Origin of the sequence: Staphylococcus pasteuri (genome assembly GCF_030547725.1) — a bacterium.
Classification (GTDB): Bacteria; Bacillota; Bacilli; order Staphylococcales; family Staphylococcaceae; genus Staphylococcus; species Staphylococcus pasteuri.
In genome coordinates this window covers 147468-164334 of the sequence record NZ_JAUOQO010000001.1, presented here as the reverse complement: position 1 = coordinate 164334, position 16867 = coordinate 147468, and the positions used below count along the sequence as shown (strand labels likewise).

Sequence of the window (16867 nt, the reverse complement as noted above, 5' to 3'; positions counted from 1 at the left end):
AGACGATAGTATTATTATAGCAAGGGATAATTAATTTAAAAGAAAAAAATATTATAAAATATAAAAACAGGGCGATAATTGGAATTCTACTCAATTATCGCTCTGTTTTTATATTATTTTAAGTATCTATCATGCATTAAAATTTTAAGAATATCTATTTGAGATTGTAGTTCATGTCCTACATTAGTGTCTTTAATTTTTTTACGTGTTAGTTCTTCATCAACAACACGTTTAACTGATAACTCATCCGCACCATCTGATAATACTTTTTTCTTAGTATTAAATTCTTGGTGAGCAACCAATTGCATACCAAATGAATTATAAAGTAACGTATAACCAGCTATTCCTGTAGTAGATTGATAAGCTTTTGAGAAACCGCCATCAATAACTAACATTTTACCATCTGCTTTAATTGGATCTTCACCGTCAATTTCTTTTACTGGTGTATGCCCGTTAATGATACGGCCTTCATCAGGATTTAAATCAAAGTCTTTTAACATCTTACGAATCATATCAACATCTTCTCGTAAGTAATAATAAGGATTCTTTTCTTCTTTATGTGAGGCTTTATCTTCAATAAAATAACGTTCAAATGTTGTCATGGCACGTTTACCAAATAATGAAGAGTATTTACCAGTCCATAAATACCAAACTAAATCAGTAGAAAGATCATCTGTGATTTCTTTGTCGTCAAATGCTTTTCTTACATGATATTCAAAAACATCTAATAGTTCACGTCCACTATGTGATTCACCATCGATTTCAAATGATTCCATTTCGCCATTTTCATCTACTGGAATGCATCCATGAATAAGTAAATTTCCGTTATAAGGCAGATATAATTTTCCTTCTCTCATTAAGAAGGACATGTGGCGACGAAGTTTTTCAGATTGTTGGAAAGAAAGGAGTAACTTCTCAATAACATCTTCCTCTTCTTTCAATAATGTTTCAGGATGTTCTGGATCAACAGTTTGGAAACATGTATCTTTTAATGGGTATGTTTTACCGTAAACAGTAATTTCATTCTTGTCGTAATCAATTTTTTCTAAAACTAAGCGTTCTTCCATTTCAAATGATGGGCGACGTTTGATAATTGGCATTTCAAGCTTAAACTGTATCATTGCAATTGCTTGATGAATCTTCGTAATCTGATGTTCTTCACGTTGAGTAAGACTTACTTCCTTGTCAGGACGTTTTTTCGGTTTGAACGCTGGATTATCTCCACTATAATATTTTTCAGCTAAAGTTAGTAATGGTCTTAAGTTAATGCCATATGCATCTTCAATAATATCTAAATTATCATAACGTGCACAGATTCTAAGTAAATTAGCTAGACACACTTTGGAACCGGCATAAGCGCCAATCCATAATACGTCATGATTTCCCCATTGAATATCTACAGAATGATAATTAATAAGCGTATCCATAATTTTATCTGGTTTAGGTCCGCGGTCATAAATGTCTCCAACTACATGTAAATGGTCAACGACTAATCGTTGTACAGTATATGAAAGACCGATAATTAAATCATCAGATTGTTCTAATTCAATAACTTGGTTAATCAATGTTTCGTAATATGTTTTTTTGTTTTGATATTCATTATTTTTATAAAGCAACTCTTCAATAATGTATACAAATTGTTTTGGTAACGCTTTGCGTAATTTAGAACGAGTATATTTTGAAGAACAGTATTTTGTTAATTCTATTAAACGTTCGATAGTTGTAATATACCAAACATTGAGCTGACCTTTCGCATTGAATTGATTTTTAACTAACTTTAATTTGTCTTCAGGATAATATACAAGTGCTGCTAAATCATTAATTTCTTTTTCGTTAAGCGTATTTCCGAATATATCATTTATTTTTGCTCTGACATTACCTGAACCATTTCTTAAAACATGTTGGAAAGATTCATATTCACCATGTAAATCACTTACGAAATGTTCAGTGCCTTTTGGAAGTTCTAATATTGATTCTAAATTGATAATTTCTGTAGCTAATTTTTCAGCACTATCAAAACGTTGTGATAGTAAGTCTAAATATTTTTGTTTCAATTCACTTTCAGTAATATGTGTCATGATTTGTCACTCCTGTTTATAAGTTCCAATATAGTCAGTCTTTGTAATAATTAATGCGCTTACATTTGATTATCAAGAAAAAGTGATTAATTTTCAATAGCAAAGCTTTATTTGAAAATATATTTTCATATTCAGAGTGATTCAAGTTTGAAAATGACAATTTTTTACCAGGAGGCAAGTCAATTGAGTAGCCAAATAAATAGGAGAGATATGGACATGTAAAAAATAAAAACGCCAACAAAGTAGTCACTATGTTAGCGTTAAGTAATAATATATTATTTTACACGTTTACGTTTCACAAAATATCTAATAACAAAGTAAATAATGGCAATGATGATAATGACATACATAATTCTAGAATATGTATGAATACCATTCATTAATGCGCCAAAACTATCGCTAAGCAAACGACCTAGTATAATAAGCGCAAAGTTCCATATAGTTGTACCCAATAATGATAAAGATGTGAAAACAATAATATTCATACGATTAATACCTGCAGGGATGGTAATTAATACACGTAATACTGGTATGAATCGACATAGAAATACTGCCCATGCGCCATATCTTTTAAACCAATTATTGGCACGTTTTAAATCACTACTTTTCAATTTCATCCATTTACCGTGTCGATCGACAAAACGATAAAGTTTTTCTTCTGAAATAAGACGACAAATATAGTATAAAATTAATAATCCAATAAATGATGCAATCGTTGCAATAATCAACAAGGTCCAAACTGATAAATGAGATTTAACTGATAATAATCCTGCAAAAGTTAAAATAATTTCTGAAGGGACAACAGGTAAGACATTTTCTAATAAAATTAAAATAAAAATAGCTGTATAGCCCCATTGGCTAATAAAATTCGTTATAATTTGTTCCATTTATATAAATAGACTCCTTTATTCATCTAAACAATCTACTTAATTAAAAGTACGGTAACGTCATTATAATAAAAAATAGTCATAAATGCTTGTGAAAGGGGAGTCAATTTAAAATTTTATTAGTATTTTTAGTTTTTTAAAACACTAAAATTGTTTGTTTATTGTAGTTATAGTTTTAACTCTAAATTGAGTATTACACTTGTGACAGTATATTGAATGTATTGTTAATATTTATTGAATAAAAAGTGAATATTTTATTAAATTTATATTGTAACCGTTTCCATTTCGTGCTATTATTATTAAAAATTGTAGCGCTACAAGAAATTTTTAAGTTGTTTCTTAGTAGTTTAATCATAGTCATCTTGAAAGATTTCTGAAACTGAACGACAACACTTAGAGACAACATATTTAATAAGGGAAGTAGGAAAAGAAATGAATAAGAAAAGAAGTAACGTTCGTTGGGGCTTCGCAATTGCATTCTTCTTGATCGGAGTTATTGCATACATGGACAGGTCTAATATTTCTTATATTGCTGTTCCAATGATGGAAGATTTGCATTTGTCAAAAGCTCAATTTGGTTTATTGGCTTCATTTTTCTCACTAGGTTATGCATTAATGCAAGTACCTTCTGGGATGTTAGCTGAAAAATTTGGACCACGTAAAATGATTACAATTGCATTGGTATGGTGGAGTGCTTTTACTATATTTACAGGTATGATTAAGCATCATGGTTTATTATATTTTGTTAGATTTTTATTTGGTGTAGGTGAAGCGCCAATGTATCCTTCTAATGCAGTATTCAATTCATTTTGGTTCGCAAAAAATGAAAAGGGACGAGCTTCAAGTGCTTTATTAGCAGGTTCGTACTTTGGTCCTGTATTAGCGCCAATTGTGACTATAGCTATCGTAAATGCATTTAACTGGGAAGCGGTATTTTATATTTTTGGTGCAATAGGAATTGTAATGGCAATACTTTGGGCAATTATTGCAAAAGATTTACCTGAACAACATAAAATGGTCAACGAGGCTGAAAAACAATTTATTATGCAACATAGAGATATTGTAGACACAGACAAATCGTTACCACCTTGGAAACGATTCTTAACTCACTTTAGTTTCTATGCAATTGCAATTCAATACTTTGTTGTTCAATTCGTTATCACTCTGTTTTTAATTTGGTTACCTACATATTTAACAGAAGTATATCATGTTGATTTTAAAGATATGTCAATTAGTTCTCTTCCATGGTTATTAATGTTCTTCTTAATACTTAGCGGAGGAGCAATTTCAGATAGAATTTTAAACACTGGCAAATCACGCTTTGTCGCTCGTGGTGTTATTGCTATTATAGGATTTATTGTATTTTCTGCGTCAATGTTCCTTGCAGTACATACAGATAGCCTTTATGTTACTATTTTTTGGTTATCATTAGGACTTGGTGGAGTTGGTATGTCTATGGGTATGAGCTGGGCAGCAGCTACTGACTTAGGCCGTAACTTCTCAGGTACAGTATCAGGATGGATGAACTTATGGGGTAATATTGGGGCATTAACAAGCCCATTGTTAGCAGGAATGTTTGTTGAAAGTCTAGGATGGACTTTAACATTTGAATTGTTAGCAATTCCTGCAGTAGTAGCAATTATAATGTGGTTCTTTGTTAAACCTGATAAACCATTAGTTATTGATGAACATAAAACAATAGAATAGTAGATATTAAAAAGAGCAATAAGTGAGATCGTATAAATATAGTAATGTACTATATCAAATCTCATTTATTGCTTTTTATATTTTGTTAAGTACATAATATCTTAATAAGAAAGGTGTGTTTTAAATGATGATCATTAATGCAAAAATTAAAATATTAGAAGAAAAACGAGACGAATATTTAAAATTAATGGAAAGTTTAGTTGAAGAAACAAGAAAAGAAGATGGAGTCTTATACTATAGCCATTTTGAAGATGTACAAGAACGTAATACATTTGTGGTAGTTGAAAATTATATTGATGAAGCAGCAATCAACTCACATATGGAGTCTCCACATTTCCAAAACTTTAATAATAAAGTTAAAGAGTATGTTGCAGAAGAACCAGTTATAGAAATTGCCCAACAAATTAAATAAATTTGGTAGATAAAATATAATGGGAAATAGTAATCAAATATTAATGAAAGTGATATAATAGTATGTATCATTGATGGATTGTGAACAATACATCTAATAAGTTAACGCTATTGAGAGCGGAATAACGCTGATTTCAAATCAATGAAATGAGAAACATTCCGTTCTTTTATTTTGTTTAAAATCAATAAAAAGGAAAGGAGAGGACATATTGAAGAGTTTTATACAGCTAGTCATGACATTTAATAAATCAAAAGTTGATCCATATAAAGGGTTAAGACAAGGATTATTAATGATTATCCCGGCTCTTTTAGGATATTATTTTGGCTTTTTCTCTTTTGGTATATTAATTGCCACAGGTACATTAGCGCATATATATGTCTTTAAAGGAGCACCAAAATCACAAATTAGAATTGTAATACTTTGTTCTTTAGCGTTTGTAGTATGTATGATGCTTGGAACATTGACAACAGCACAACCAATTATATTTGGTATCTTGCTATTAATTGTTACAGTAGTACCATTTTATATATTCACTTCTCTCAAAATAGCAGGACCCTCATCTACGTTCTTCATCGTAACGTTCTGTTTACCGATGAATTTACCTATTGCACCTGACCAAGCATTAATTAGAGGGTTGGCTATATTAATAGGTGGAATATTAGCGACATTAATGGTGCTATTAACGATTTATATTAAAAAAGAAAAAGCTGAAGATAGTGCAATTAATGCAGATTTCAAAGTAATTCAAGATATGATGGAAAATTACAATGACCCAGAAGCATTTAAAAAAGTTGCAAATTCAGCAGTATCTGCATTTAAAGCGTCAGATAAACTACTCATAACGTCATCTGCGAATAACGATAAGATGAGTTCACGATTTCAAAAATTATTATTAATTCATACTTCAGTTCAAGGTATTTATTCAGAATTATTAGAGCTTAATGAAAAAAATATACGACCATTACCTAATGATTTAATTGAAATGTTGAATTTTATTATCAATAAAGTAAAACATCCAAAAACTAATCATCAAACATGGAAAAAGGAAATCAATGTAAGTTCTGAATTTGAAAATTTATTAAATCATATACTAAAAATAGATGAAATTGCACATGCTGATTCTAATCATATCGAACATGAAGCAAAAATTAGAACGCCTTTATATAGTAAGCGTATTTTACAAAATCTAACATTAGATTCTATTGTATTTAGAAACACATTAAGATATACAGTCATCATGTCAGCAGCAATATTCATAGCTTTATTCTTTGGATTTGATAAAGCATACTGGATTCCATTATCTGCACATACCTTATTGGTAGGAACATCAACAATTCATTCATTAGAAAGAGGTACTGCAAGAAGTTTTGGTACTATATTAGGTGTTATAGTGCTTACAGGAATATTAGCATTTTCTATTCCAACACCATTAGCAATTATATTAATGGGATTAGGCGCTGGAATTACAGAAATGTTTGTTGGTGCAAATTACACGTTTGCGGTCATATTTATTACAATTCAAGTTATCTTACTAAATGGTCTTGCTTCACAAAACCTATCTATTAGTATTGCATATCCAAGAATTGTAGACGTAATTATTGGTGTAGCTATTTCTACTATCGGCCTATTTATATTGGGACAAAGAACGTCATCAATATTGTTACCAAATACAATTGCAGAAGTTGTGAGAAAAGAAGCATCGTTCTTCCATTACTTATTCTCAGAAAACAAGTATCATAATAAAGAAGAAGAAAAAAATCTTAATCTAGGATTATCAGTTAGATTGAACAATATGACTCAAATGTATAATGCAGCAAATGGTGAGTTGTTCAGTAATAAAAAAGTAATCCAATACTATTATCCAAGTATATTTGCGCTTGAAGAAATTAGTTTTATGCTTAGTAGGGCGCTTAGCGATAATCATCGTTCAAGAATAGATGATCAATTAATGGGTGAATATTTAGCTACATTTGAAAACATTGCTAAACATTTCGAATTACAATCACATCTCGAAGTAAAAGAATTAACTGATTTACCACAGTATAATTATATTAAGTCTGGTTTAATGAAAATACAGAAAAACAGTCAAAAAGCACGTGAAGATGCTATTGAAGCAGGCATATTAGGTAAGTAGAGTAGTCTGAGGGTTGTCTAACCGTAGTATGACGTCATAGTGGTTAAATAGTTAGTATTGGTGGTAATACTAATATATAAGCAAATTAAACTGGAGATGAATACTATGCCTTGGACAATGGATGATTACCCACAGAGTTTAAAAAATCTTGATGAATTAGAACGTAAAAAAGCAATTGATATAGCTAATGCCATGTTGAAAGATGGTTATAAAGAATCAGATATTATCCCAATTGCTACGAAACAGGCTGAAAAATGGTACAAAGATGCTTCTAAAGATGAATTAAATGAATTGAAAAATAAACACATCACACAACATCAAACAGATCAGTCTGCAAACCCAGAATTAAATGAAGAACCTATACACGTTTACTTTGAAGACAATGAGTGGAAAGTAAAAACAGAAAAGGCTAAACAAGCTTCTGATACTTTCCAATATAAAAAAGATGCAGTTAAGCGAGCACAAGAAATTGCAGAAAATAAAAATACGAAAGTAATAGAACATCAAAAAGATGAATAGAGAAAAAGTCTAGAAAGGCTATCCTCAAAATGAGGGTAGTCTTTTTATATTGGATGCGACTAAAGTAGGGAGTGCAATTATTTCTTCTTCTTTATGAACTTAGTTATAATAAAATTGATAAAGAAGTTGGAGGAAATAATATGTATGTAGAGAGAAAACCCTCATTATATCTAGAAGACTTAAGAACAGAATTTAAAAACAGTTTGAATACATTTAAAAATAGCGACGAAGCTTTTGATATTTTAGTAGGCTTTGTTGAGTTAGATCATATTTATTCATCAGCACTTAAAGAAATTAGTACTAAACTAAGTATATTAGATGATAACTTTAATCATATGTATAAACATAACCCTATTCATCATATGGAACGTCGTGTGAAAGAAATGGGAAGTTTAGTTGGAAAGCTAAAACGCAAAGATTTGGAAGTAAGTGCTGAAAGTGCCAAAGAAAATATTATGGATATCGCTGGTATAAGAGTTATATGTAATTACTTAGATGATATTTATGTAATTGAAAAAATGTTATTAAAACAAGAAGATGTCAAATTAATCAAACGTAAAGATTACATTGAACATCCTAAAGAAAATGGCTATCGAAGTTTACATATTGTTGTAACGATTCCTGTATTTTTAGCTGATTCTGTAGAAGTAACACCAGTAGAAATCCAGATAAGAACAATTGGTATGGATATGTGGGCAAGTTTAGAACATAAAATCCGATACAAAAATAATACAGATACTGAAAAATATAAAGGACTGTTAGAACAATGTGCAACAGAAATAACAGATGTTGAAAGAAAAATGCAGCAAATTCACTCAGAAATCTCTAAAAATGATTAATTAATTAAATTTTCAAAGTAGTATGTAGTAATAATATAGTATATTATTCCATACTACTTTTTTATATTAAGAGAATATATATTAAAAGTATACGTTATAATAATAAAATAAATTTGTAGACGACCGGCAGTCTAAAAAATGAGTTTTAATTATTGAAAATGACGTAGCGTAATAAGCTACATTTGTATTAGGAGGTGAATAATCTATGTCTTATTATACGACAGGTGACATTGCAGAACAGTATGATGTTTCAGTAAGAACTATACAATATTATGATAAAAAAGGTATCTTAAAACCCAGTCATTTTACAAAAACCAAAAGACGTATTTATACAGATGATGACTTAAAAAAACTAGAGTTGATATTACTATTAAAAAATATGGGCTGCTCATTAAATGAAATTAAAACATTAATGAATGAAGAGAGTACGATGAAAACCTTGAACTATATTCTAAATATGAAAGAAGAAACATTGATAAAACAAATTGAACAAAAGCAAAGCATAGTTGATAAAATAAAATTAACAAAACAATATTTTAATGAAAGTTCTGTAACACCTATATTTAAATTAAATGACATAGAGAAAATAGTGAAAGAATCTAATAATATGAAAGAGACTTATAAGAAAATAATTCTAAGTGCAAGCATAGTCGGTATAATTCAATATACAGGATTAATAAGTTCATTCGTTTTAAGAAATAAAACGCCATTATTTATCGTGTCTCCTTTTATTATTAGTTATGCAATTGAGATAACACGCTATTATTACAAAAATGTAGAGTTTATTTGTCCTAATTTTCAAAACCAATTTCGACCATCACTGAATAAAGTGATCACTGCGAAACATACCATGAAGACACGAAGACTGGAATGTCCAAATTGTCACGAAACGAATTATTGCATAGAAACACCAGCTAAAACTAAATAATTATTTTGATTAAGCCTCGATGACTATCAGCGAGGCTTTTTATTTGCAGTTAAAGTAAGCGCTTGCAAAACAAGGGTACATGTATTAATATACTTGTATACAAGTATAAAGGTAACTGGAAATTGAGGTGTAAGATATGACATATGGCTATCCAGAAAGTTGGAAAAGACATTTAACTACAGGTGAGTCAATCGCTGCTGAAATAAGATTAGGCATTATTAATGGTGACATTGAATCTGAGACTTGGTTAACAGAAAATCAAGTTGCTAAACAATTTAATGTAAGCCGATCACCTGTTAGAGATGCTTTTAAACTATTACAAACAGACCAATTGATACATTTAGAACGAATGGGTGCACAGGTTCTACCTTTTGGAGAGCAAGAAAAGAGAGAGCTATATGACTTACGTTTGATGTTAGAATCGTTTGCCTTTTCAAGGTTGAGAACACAGGATACACAAGCTATCGCAAAGGAAATGAAAAAGCAGTTAGAAATGATGAAAGTAGCCGTACAATTCGAAGATGCTGAATCATTTACAAAACATGATTTCGAGTTTCATGAGGCAATGATTTTAGCTTCTAATCATCAATATCTAAAAACCTTTTGGTACCATCTTAAACCTGTCATGGAATCACTCATTTTATTGTCTATGAGACGTAGAATGTTACAAAATCCGGATGATTTTGAACGTATTCATCGCAATCATAACGTTTTTGTGGAAGCGGTTGATAATAAAGATTCAGACAAATTAAGAGAAGCATTTCATTTAAACTTTGATGATGTTGGAAAAGATATAGAAGGATTTTGGTTACGATAATTTTTTTGAGAAAGTAGGGGAAATGATGAAATATATGATTGGAGTCGATATAGGGACAACGAGTACTAAGTCAGTGCTATATGACGAAAATGGACAATTTATAATGAAGCATAACATTGGATATGAATTACATACACCTAATGTTGATGTCTCTGAAGAAAATCCAGACGAACTATTTGATGCAGTCTTAATGACAGTGAAATATGTGGTAAGGGAAGCAAACATAGCAAAAGAAGATATTAAATTGATTTCTTTTAGTGCACAAATGCATAGTCTTGTAGCTATGGATGAAAATCATCATAGATTAACTGAAAACATTACTTGGGCAGATAATAGAGCAAGCAAATACGCAACATTAATCAATAATCAATATAATGGATTAGATATTTATAGAAGAACAGGCACGCCAATCCATCCAATGTCACCGTTATCAAAAATTTTCTGGATGAAACACGAACAACAATCTACTTTCGATAATACTGCTATGTTTGCTGATATTAAGACATATATTTTATATCAATTATTTGAGCAATATGTGATTGATCATTCAATGGCTTCAGCAACAGGTATGTTTAACCTTGAACAATTAGATTGGAATGATGATGTACTCAATTTATTAGGTATTTCACGATCTCAATTACCAGAGTTGGTACCAACAACACATATTTTAACTGGAATGAAAAAACGATATGCAACTTTAATGGGCATTGATGAAAATACACCAGTCGTCATAGGGGCAAGTGATGGCGTTTTATCAAATCTCGGTGTTAATAGTTATCAGCAAGGTGAAGTAGCAGTCACTATCGGAACGTCTGGAGCGATAAGAACTGTTATTGATAAACCGAGAACAGACGAAAAAGGACGTATATTTTGTTATGTTTTAACTGATGAACACTATGTTATTGGTGGGCCAGTAAATAATGGTGGCGTTATTTTAAGATGGCTTCGAGATGAAATATTAGCTAGTGAAGTTGAAACGGCTAAAAGACTTGGTGTTGATCCATATGATGTACTAACACAAATTGCAAGTCGAGTTAAGCCTGGATCAGATGGTTTAATCTTCCATCCATATTTAGCAGGTGAACGAGCACCGTTGTGGAATGCCGATGCAAGGGGATCTTTCTTCGGGCTTACATTATCACATAAAAAAGAACATATGATTCGTGCTGCTTTAGAAGGTGTTTTATATAACTTATATACTGTATATCTTGCATTGATTGAAGTGATGAACGAAACACCAAATGAAATTAAAGCAACAGGTGGATTTGCGAAAAGTGAAATATGGCGTCAAATGATGGCAGATATTTTTGATACACAATTAAGTGTACCTGAAAGCTATGAAAGCTCATGTCTTGGTGCTTGCGTTCTAGGTATGAAGGCACTAGGAGAAATAGATGATTTTTCAATAATTGAACAAATGGTTGGAACAACTCATGAACATCAACCTGATCCCAATACAGTAGACATTTATCAACAGTTAGTCAAAATATTCATTAAGATTAGTCGTTCATTAACAGAATCTTATAGTGAAATTGCAGATTTTCAACGTCAACATATGGATTAATTGATTTCATAAAATATCTTAGCACATAGACAGTATTTAATTGCAATGTAGCCATGTCACTTTTGAATTCGAGCAACTTTATTGAGAATAACACAGAAAAGGAAGAAGGGACTGCCATGTTTGGAGAAATTTGGCCACTAATTAGCGTTGTTTTAGGAATTATCATTTTATTAAGTTTAATTATATTTTTAAAATTGAATACCTTTATTGCTTTAATTATTACATCGATAATCACGGCATTACTATTAGGAATGCCACTCAATAAAATTATGGAAACTGTTGAAAACGGAATGGGTAGCACATTAGGTCATATCGCTTTAATTTTTGGATTAGGTGCTATTTTAGGAAAGTTACTTTCTGATGGTGGAGGCGCGACAAGAATCGCTGATACATTAATCGCAAAATTTGGACAGAAACATGTACAGTGGGCGATGCTTATTGCAGCATTCATCGTTGGTATAGCATTGTTCTTTGAAGTAGGACTAGTCTTATTAATCCCACTTGTATTCACAGTAGCTAAACGTGCAAACGTTTCTATTTTAAAACTAGGACTACCAATGGTAACTGCTTTATCTGTGACACATGGATTCTTACCTCCACATCCTGGACCGGTTGTTATTGCAAAAGAATTAAAAGCCAATATCGGTCATGTATTAATGTACGGAATTATTATTGCAATTCCAGTCACATTAATCGCAGGTCCATTATTTAATAAATTTGCGCAAAAAATCATTCCTTCAGCATACTCACGTGAAGGAGATATTTCAGCATTAGGCGCACAAAAAGAATTTACTAATGAGGAAATGCCAGGATTTGGTATTAGTATTTTAACTGCAATATTACCAGTTATATTGATGTTGATTTCAACAATTGTTCAATTGGTTACTGGACATGATACACCTAAAAATAGTGTTGAGTCGATCATTTATCTAATTGGTAATGCGGGTACTGCAATGCTTATAGCAGTTATCTTTGCAATATTTACTATGGGAATACTTCGAAAAAGAAAAATGGAAGATATTATGGAATCAGTCACACAAGCTATATATCCAATTGGTATGATGTTGTTAATCATTGGTGGTGGCGGTACATTCAAACAAGTTCTAATAGATGGCGGTGTTGGTGACACAATCGCAAAAATGTTTGAAGGTACACATATGTCCCCAATTTTACTCGCATGGATTGTTGCTGCAGTACTTAGAATCGCATTAGGATCTGCTACTGTTGCGGCTATCTCTACTACAGGTATAGTCATGCCATTACTTCAAGCGTCAGATACCAATGTTGCTTTAGTCGTACTAGCTATTGGTGCAGGTAGTGTTATCTTATCTCATGTCAATGACGCGGGTTTCTGGATGTTCAGAGAGTATTTTGGATTAACAGTTAAAGAAACATTCTTAACTTGGTCATTACTAGAGACAGTTATTTCGGTATCAGGCATTATCTTCATCTTATTTATTAGTTTATTCGTATAAAATATTTATAATTATACCGGCTGGAGACAGTCGGTATTTTGTATGGATTTATAAAGGGTCGCAACAAAAACTGATATATTTCTTGTCTGTTTAAACCATTTTTGAATAACTGTGAAGCATTGATATAAAAGCTTTGAAAACTTAATGGTATACATGAACTAAAGTTCATGCATAAAACCTTCTAAGTAATCAATTACTAAGAAGGTCTAATGTGCAGGGATGATAATGATAACAATAGATATTACTATACATATCATTGTATATTTACCGGTTGTGGTAACTATTACATTTATTGTTATGTGGTTTATCAAGCACATTCGAGCAAAAAAATAAACCCGTCTTACTGCAATAAGACGAGTCTAAAAGCTGTTTGTGTAGAACATATGAATTGAGTTAACCCTCAAAATATGTTGCTTAGTTTTTCCACCTAGTAAACACTCTAAAAGTTGCTAGGTGTAATTTTATACTTAAATTATACTATGATATGAAGATTAAGGCAATAAGTTTGAGTGTAAAATACTACTAGTTGACTTCAAATAGTAGGAGATATAGTAATAGAAATCCCAAAATCCTAATGAACAATATATTGTTTTAAATATAAAAAATTCTCACATTAATTTAATGTAAAATATTAAAATGATGTAAACTATGCACATTGTGGTATTAATGATAAAATGATGTTATACATTAGCAGTTATTCTTTTAAAAAAGGGGTAGTAGAGACTTTGAAACAAATAAAAAAAGCAATTATTCCAGCAGCTGGTTTGGGTACTAGATTTTTACCGGCAACAAAAGCAATGCCGAAAGAAATGCTTCCAATTCTAGATAAACCAACTATTCAATACATCGTTGAAGAAGCATCAAGAGCAGGTATCGAAGACATTATTATCGTTACAGGTAAACATAAACGTGCGATTGAAGACCACTTTGATAACCAAAAAGAACTAGAAATGGTATTAGAAGAAAAAGGTAAAAATGATTTATTAGAACGCGTTCAATATTCAACCGATTTAGCTAATATCTTTTACGTTAGACAAAAAGAACAAAAAGGTTTAGGTCATGCCATTCATACAGCACGTCAATTTATTGGTGATGAACCATTCGCAGTGTTATTAGGCGATGACATTGTTGAATCTGAAACACCTGCCATCAAACAATTAATGGATGTTTACGATGAAACAGGTAAATCTGTTATTGGTGTACAAGAAGTTGCACCGGAAGATACACATCGTTACGGTATCATTGATCCATTAGAACAATCTGGATTACGTTATGAAGTTAAAAAATTCGTAGAAAAACCTAAACAAGGTACAGCACCATCAAACTTAGCTATAATGGGACGTTATGTATTAACACCAGAAATCTTCGACTATCTTGAAACACAAGAAGAAGGCGCAGGAAATGAAATTCAATTAACTGACGCAATCGAACGTATGAACACAGAAAGCCAAGTGTACGCATATGACTTCGAAGGAGATCGATATGATGTTGGTGAAAAATTAGGATTCGTTAAAACAACGATCGAATATGCATTAAAAGATAAAGACATGAAAGATGATTTAAAAGCATTCATTAAACAATTAGACTTATAAAGCAAAAAGGCATCAATCACAATGTAAAGTGATTGATGCTTTTTCAATATTATTTTAAAACTTTGATAAAACCTTGATTAGCAGTTAAATAATAACCATCTGTTGTTTTTAATCTAGGTGTTAACTTACTAGTAAATTCGATATCAATAATATCTATTTTTGTGCCTTTTTCTAAAGTCTTAACTGGATCTTTCTTAAAACCTACATCCTCATATAGCTTACATTTCTTAATTACTTCAACAGATTTCGGAGTGTTTGTAATATAGCCTTCAATACTATCAAGATTGATTGGTGTTACAAAATCTTGATTAGCAGTTATATAACTTCCGTCCTCTGTAACTAATCTAGGAGTGCCTTTATCACTTTTATCCATCTGGATAATACGAATACATTGACCTTTATTAATATCACTTATTTCGTTTATAAAGTTTGCTTCTTCATACTTCTTAAACTTTTGCAATGCGACAACATGCTTTGGTGTATCAGTTAGATATTGTTTCATGTTTATGTCTTCATCTCCATCTTTGTATGAGTGAAATGCTAATGATAAGTTCTGACGTTTTAAATAATTATAATCGCTATAATGAGGTGGTGTAGCTTTTACTAAACACTTCTCAAAATCATTATAAGTGATTGAAATATTAAAGTCAGTATTTTTAAAGAAGATATCTTTATGTTTAATATAAAGTGATTGATTTGTCCACTCATATTTGACGGGTTTAATGTATCGTTCGTCGTGAATTTTAATTAGTTCGACGGAATTTATTTCTGTTTCTGCTAATTTAAAAATCTCAATTTCATCGTATAATTCATCTTTAATATAATATGTACCTCTAAATATAGGCACACAATCTAGTGCTAATTCAGGTAAATGTTTTAAATCTTCAGGATACATGTAGTACATAGTATTTTCTTTAATATACTTACTAACTTTTGCATCATTCAATAAAAAGTTGATTAATGATTCTAAAATATTTTTATTTTGTTGATAAGCGTCATAAATACGTTTGAATTTATCAGTAATAATTAAATCATTCATATTGTAACCTGCATTAGTAATTAAAGACTCTACTTTATCAAACTGCTTATAAAAGAATGATTTATCTTTTGATTTATTAAATGTCTTAGTTAATAAAAATCTAGAAATAAAATCAATTTCCACTATTCTACTTAAAATTTTAATCATAATTCCATTTTCTATATCCATCTTTAAGACATGCTCAAGTATATTTAAATTTAATTGTGATTTCTCTAGCATGTTAGTGTCATTAACTAGAGAGTCATTTAGTTCGTAACGGTTTACATGATATACAGGTTCAGTGGTCATTGATGCTGAATGGCATAAAGGTAAAGTTTCAAAAAAGAATAATTTATCTTCCCCATATTTCATATGTTTAAAGGTAATATGATGATCTAACAAAATAGAACGTTTGTAAATTTTACCTGGTGGTCCTACAGCACGAAATATTTTGAAAATATCACTTGGAACTAAATTATCATCCTGTTTATATGACGCAAAACGAGCAATTTTTTTAATGTTTTCATTAGTATGTTTATAACATTGACCAAATCCAATATCTGATTGATGACTGTTCACTTGTTCAACAAATTTAGGGAAACCTTCAGTATCTAACCAATCATCAGCATCTAAGAAAGTAACATAATCACCTTGTGCTTTTTTAATACCTAAATTTCTTGGAACCGCAGGACCACCAGAATTTTCATCTAGTTGGTACGTCTGAATAAAGTCATATTTTTCGTTATATTGTTTTAGTAATTCATATGATTTATCTGTGGATACATCATCTATGAATATTGCTTCAATAAGCGTTTTATCTATTTTTAAGTCTATCAAAGATTGAATACATGTTTCTAAATATGCTTCTTTATTATATACAGGTACAATAATTGAAAT

Annotated in this window: 13 protein-coding genes; 10 read left to right on the top strand and 3 right to left on the bottom strand. The window is 30.7% G+C overall.

Annotated elements, in window-relative coordinates; translation table 11 throughout:
* Positions 1–113: 113 nt before the first annotated feature.
* Together Q4528_RS00720 and uptA are read right to left on the bottom strand one after the other, a co-directional pair.
* On the bottom strand, positions 114–2078 hold the full coding sequence (locus tag Q4528_RS00720) for a fructose-bisphosphatase class III (protein ID WP_046467013.1): 1965 nt from the start codon (positions 2076–2078) through the stop codon (positions 114–116).
* Between the two features lie 275 nt (positions 2079–2353).
* Positions 2354–2965 (bottom strand): undecaprenyl phosphate transporter UptA, encoded by a 612-nt coding sequence (uptA, locus tag Q4528_RS00715; protein WP_046467014.1) that lies wholly within the window; start codon positions 2963–2965, stop codon positions 2354–2356.
* A 432-nt stretch (positions 2966–3397) separates the two neighbouring features.
* Between uptA and Q4528_RS00710 the strand changes: the two genes are divergently transcribed.
* The 10 genes from Q4528_RS00710 to galU all read left to right on the top strand — a co-directional run bounded on the left by Q4528_RS00710 (position 3398) and on the right by galU (position 14952).
* Complete coding sequence (locus Q4528_RS00710) at positions 3398–4672, top strand: pyruvate MFS transporter (RefSeq protein ID WP_046467015.1); 1275 nt, start codon at positions 3398–3400, stop codon at positions 4670–4672.
* Between the two features lie 124 nt (positions 4673–4796).
* Positions 4797–5084: a putative quinol monooxygenase gene (locus Q4528_RS00705; protein WP_017636538.1), complete on the top strand. Its 288-nt coding sequence runs from the start codon at positions 4797–4799 to the stop codon at positions 5082–5084.
* Positions 5085–5316: 232 nt separating this feature from the next.
* Entirely contained in the window at positions 5317–7218 is a 1902-nt protein-coding gene (locus Q4528_RS00700) for an FUSC family protein (RefSeq protein WP_232515349.1), read from the top strand.
* A gap of 105 nt (positions 7219–7323) precedes the next feature.
* Positions 7324–7737 carry a DUF2188 domain-containing protein gene (locus Q4528_RS00695; protein ID WP_046467017.1) on the top strand — a complete coding sequence of 138 codons (414 nt, stop codon included), beginning with the start codon at positions 7324–7326 and terminating at the stop codon, positions 7735–7737.
* A 140-nt stretch (positions 7738–7877) separates the two neighbouring features.
* Complete coding sequence (locus tag Q4528_RS00690; RefSeq protein ID WP_046467018.1) at positions 7878–8576, top strand: GTP pyrophosphokinase; 699 nt, start codon at positions 7878–7880, stop codon at positions 8574–8576.
* 205 nt (positions 8577–8781) lie between these two features.
* Positions 8782–9504 (top strand): MerR family transcriptional regulator, encoded by a 723-nt coding sequence (locus Q4528_RS00685; protein WP_303520153.1) that lies wholly within the window; start codon positions 8782–8784, stop codon positions 9502–9504.
* Positions 9505–9640: 136 nt separating this feature from the next.
* Positions 9641–10321: a GntR family transcriptional regulator gene (locus tag Q4528_RS00680; RefSeq protein WP_046467020.1), complete on the top strand. Its 681-nt coding sequence runs from the start codon at positions 9641–9643 to the stop codon at positions 10319–10321.
* A gap of 25 nt (positions 10322–10346) precedes the next feature.
* Positions 10347–11885: a gluconokinase gene (gntK, locus tag Q4528_RS00675; RefSeq protein WP_046467021.1), complete on the top strand. Its 1539-nt coding sequence runs from the start codon at positions 10347–10349 to the stop codon at positions 11883–11885.
* Positions 11886–12001: 116 nt separating this feature from the next.
* Positions 12002–13360, top strand: coding sequence for a gluconate:H+ symporter (locus tag Q4528_RS00670; protein WP_046467022.1), 1359 nt, complete (start codon positions 12002–12004; stop codon positions 13358–13360).
* Between the two features lie 725 nt (positions 13361–14085).
* Positions 14086–14952 (top strand): UTP--glucose-1-phosphate uridylyltransferase GalU, encoded by an 867-nt coding sequence (gene galU / locus Q4528_RS00665; RefSeq protein ID WP_029056107.1) that lies wholly within the window; start codon positions 14086–14088, stop codon positions 14950–14952.
* 49 nt (positions 14953–15001) lie between these two features.
* On the opposite strand, the gene Q4528_RS00660 is transcribed toward galU, so the two are convergent.
* Positions 15002–16858 (bottom strand): glycosyltransferase family 2 protein, encoded by a 1857-nt coding sequence (locus Q4528_RS00660; RefSeq protein ID WP_052728888.1) that lies wholly within the window; start codon positions 16856–16858, stop codon positions 15002–15004.
* Positions 16859–16867: the final 9 nt, after the last annotated feature.

Coding starts and splice junctions, on each gene's coding strand:
- uptA (WP_046467014.1), bottom strand. CDS start 2,965: ATGGAACAAATTATAACGAATTTTATTAGCCAATGGGGCTATACAGCT.
- Q4528_RS00720 (WP_046467013.1), bottom strand. CDS start 2,078: ATGACACATATTACTGAAAGTGAATTGAAACAAAAATATTTAGACTTA.
- Q4528_RS00695 (WP_046467017.1), top strand. CDS start 7,324: ATGCCTTGGACAATGGATGATTACCCACAGAGTTTAAAAAATCTTGAT.
- gntK (WP_046467021.1), top strand. CDS start 10,347: ATGAAATATATGATTGGAGTCGATATAGGGACAACGAGTACTAAGTCA.
- Q4528_RS00685 (WP_303520153.1), top strand. CDS start 8,782: ATGTCTTATTATACGACAGGTGACATTGCAGAACAGTATGATGTTTCA.
- Q4528_RS00690 (WP_046467018.1), top strand. CDS start 7,878: ATGTATGTAGAGAGAAAACCCTCATTATATCTAGAAGACTTAAGAACA.
- Q4528_RS00705 (WP_017636538.1), top strand. CDS start 4,797: ATGATGATCATTAATGCAAAAATTAAAATATTAGAAGAAAAACGAGAC.
- Q4528_RS00700 (WP_232515349.1), top strand. CDS start 5,317: ATGACATTTAATAAATCAAAAGTTGATCCATATAAAGGGTTAAGACAA.
- Q4528_RS00710 (WP_046467015.1), top strand. CDS start 3,398: ATGAATAAGAAAAGAAGTAACGTTCGTTGGGGCTTCGCAATTGCATTC.
- Q4528_RS00680 (WP_046467020.1), top strand. CDS start 9,641: ATGACATATGGCTATCCAGAAAGTTGGAAAAGACATTTAACTACAGGT.
- Q4528_RS00670 (WP_046467022.1), top strand. CDS start 12,002: ATGTTTGGAGAAATTTGGCCACTAATTAGCGTTGTTTTAGGAATTATC.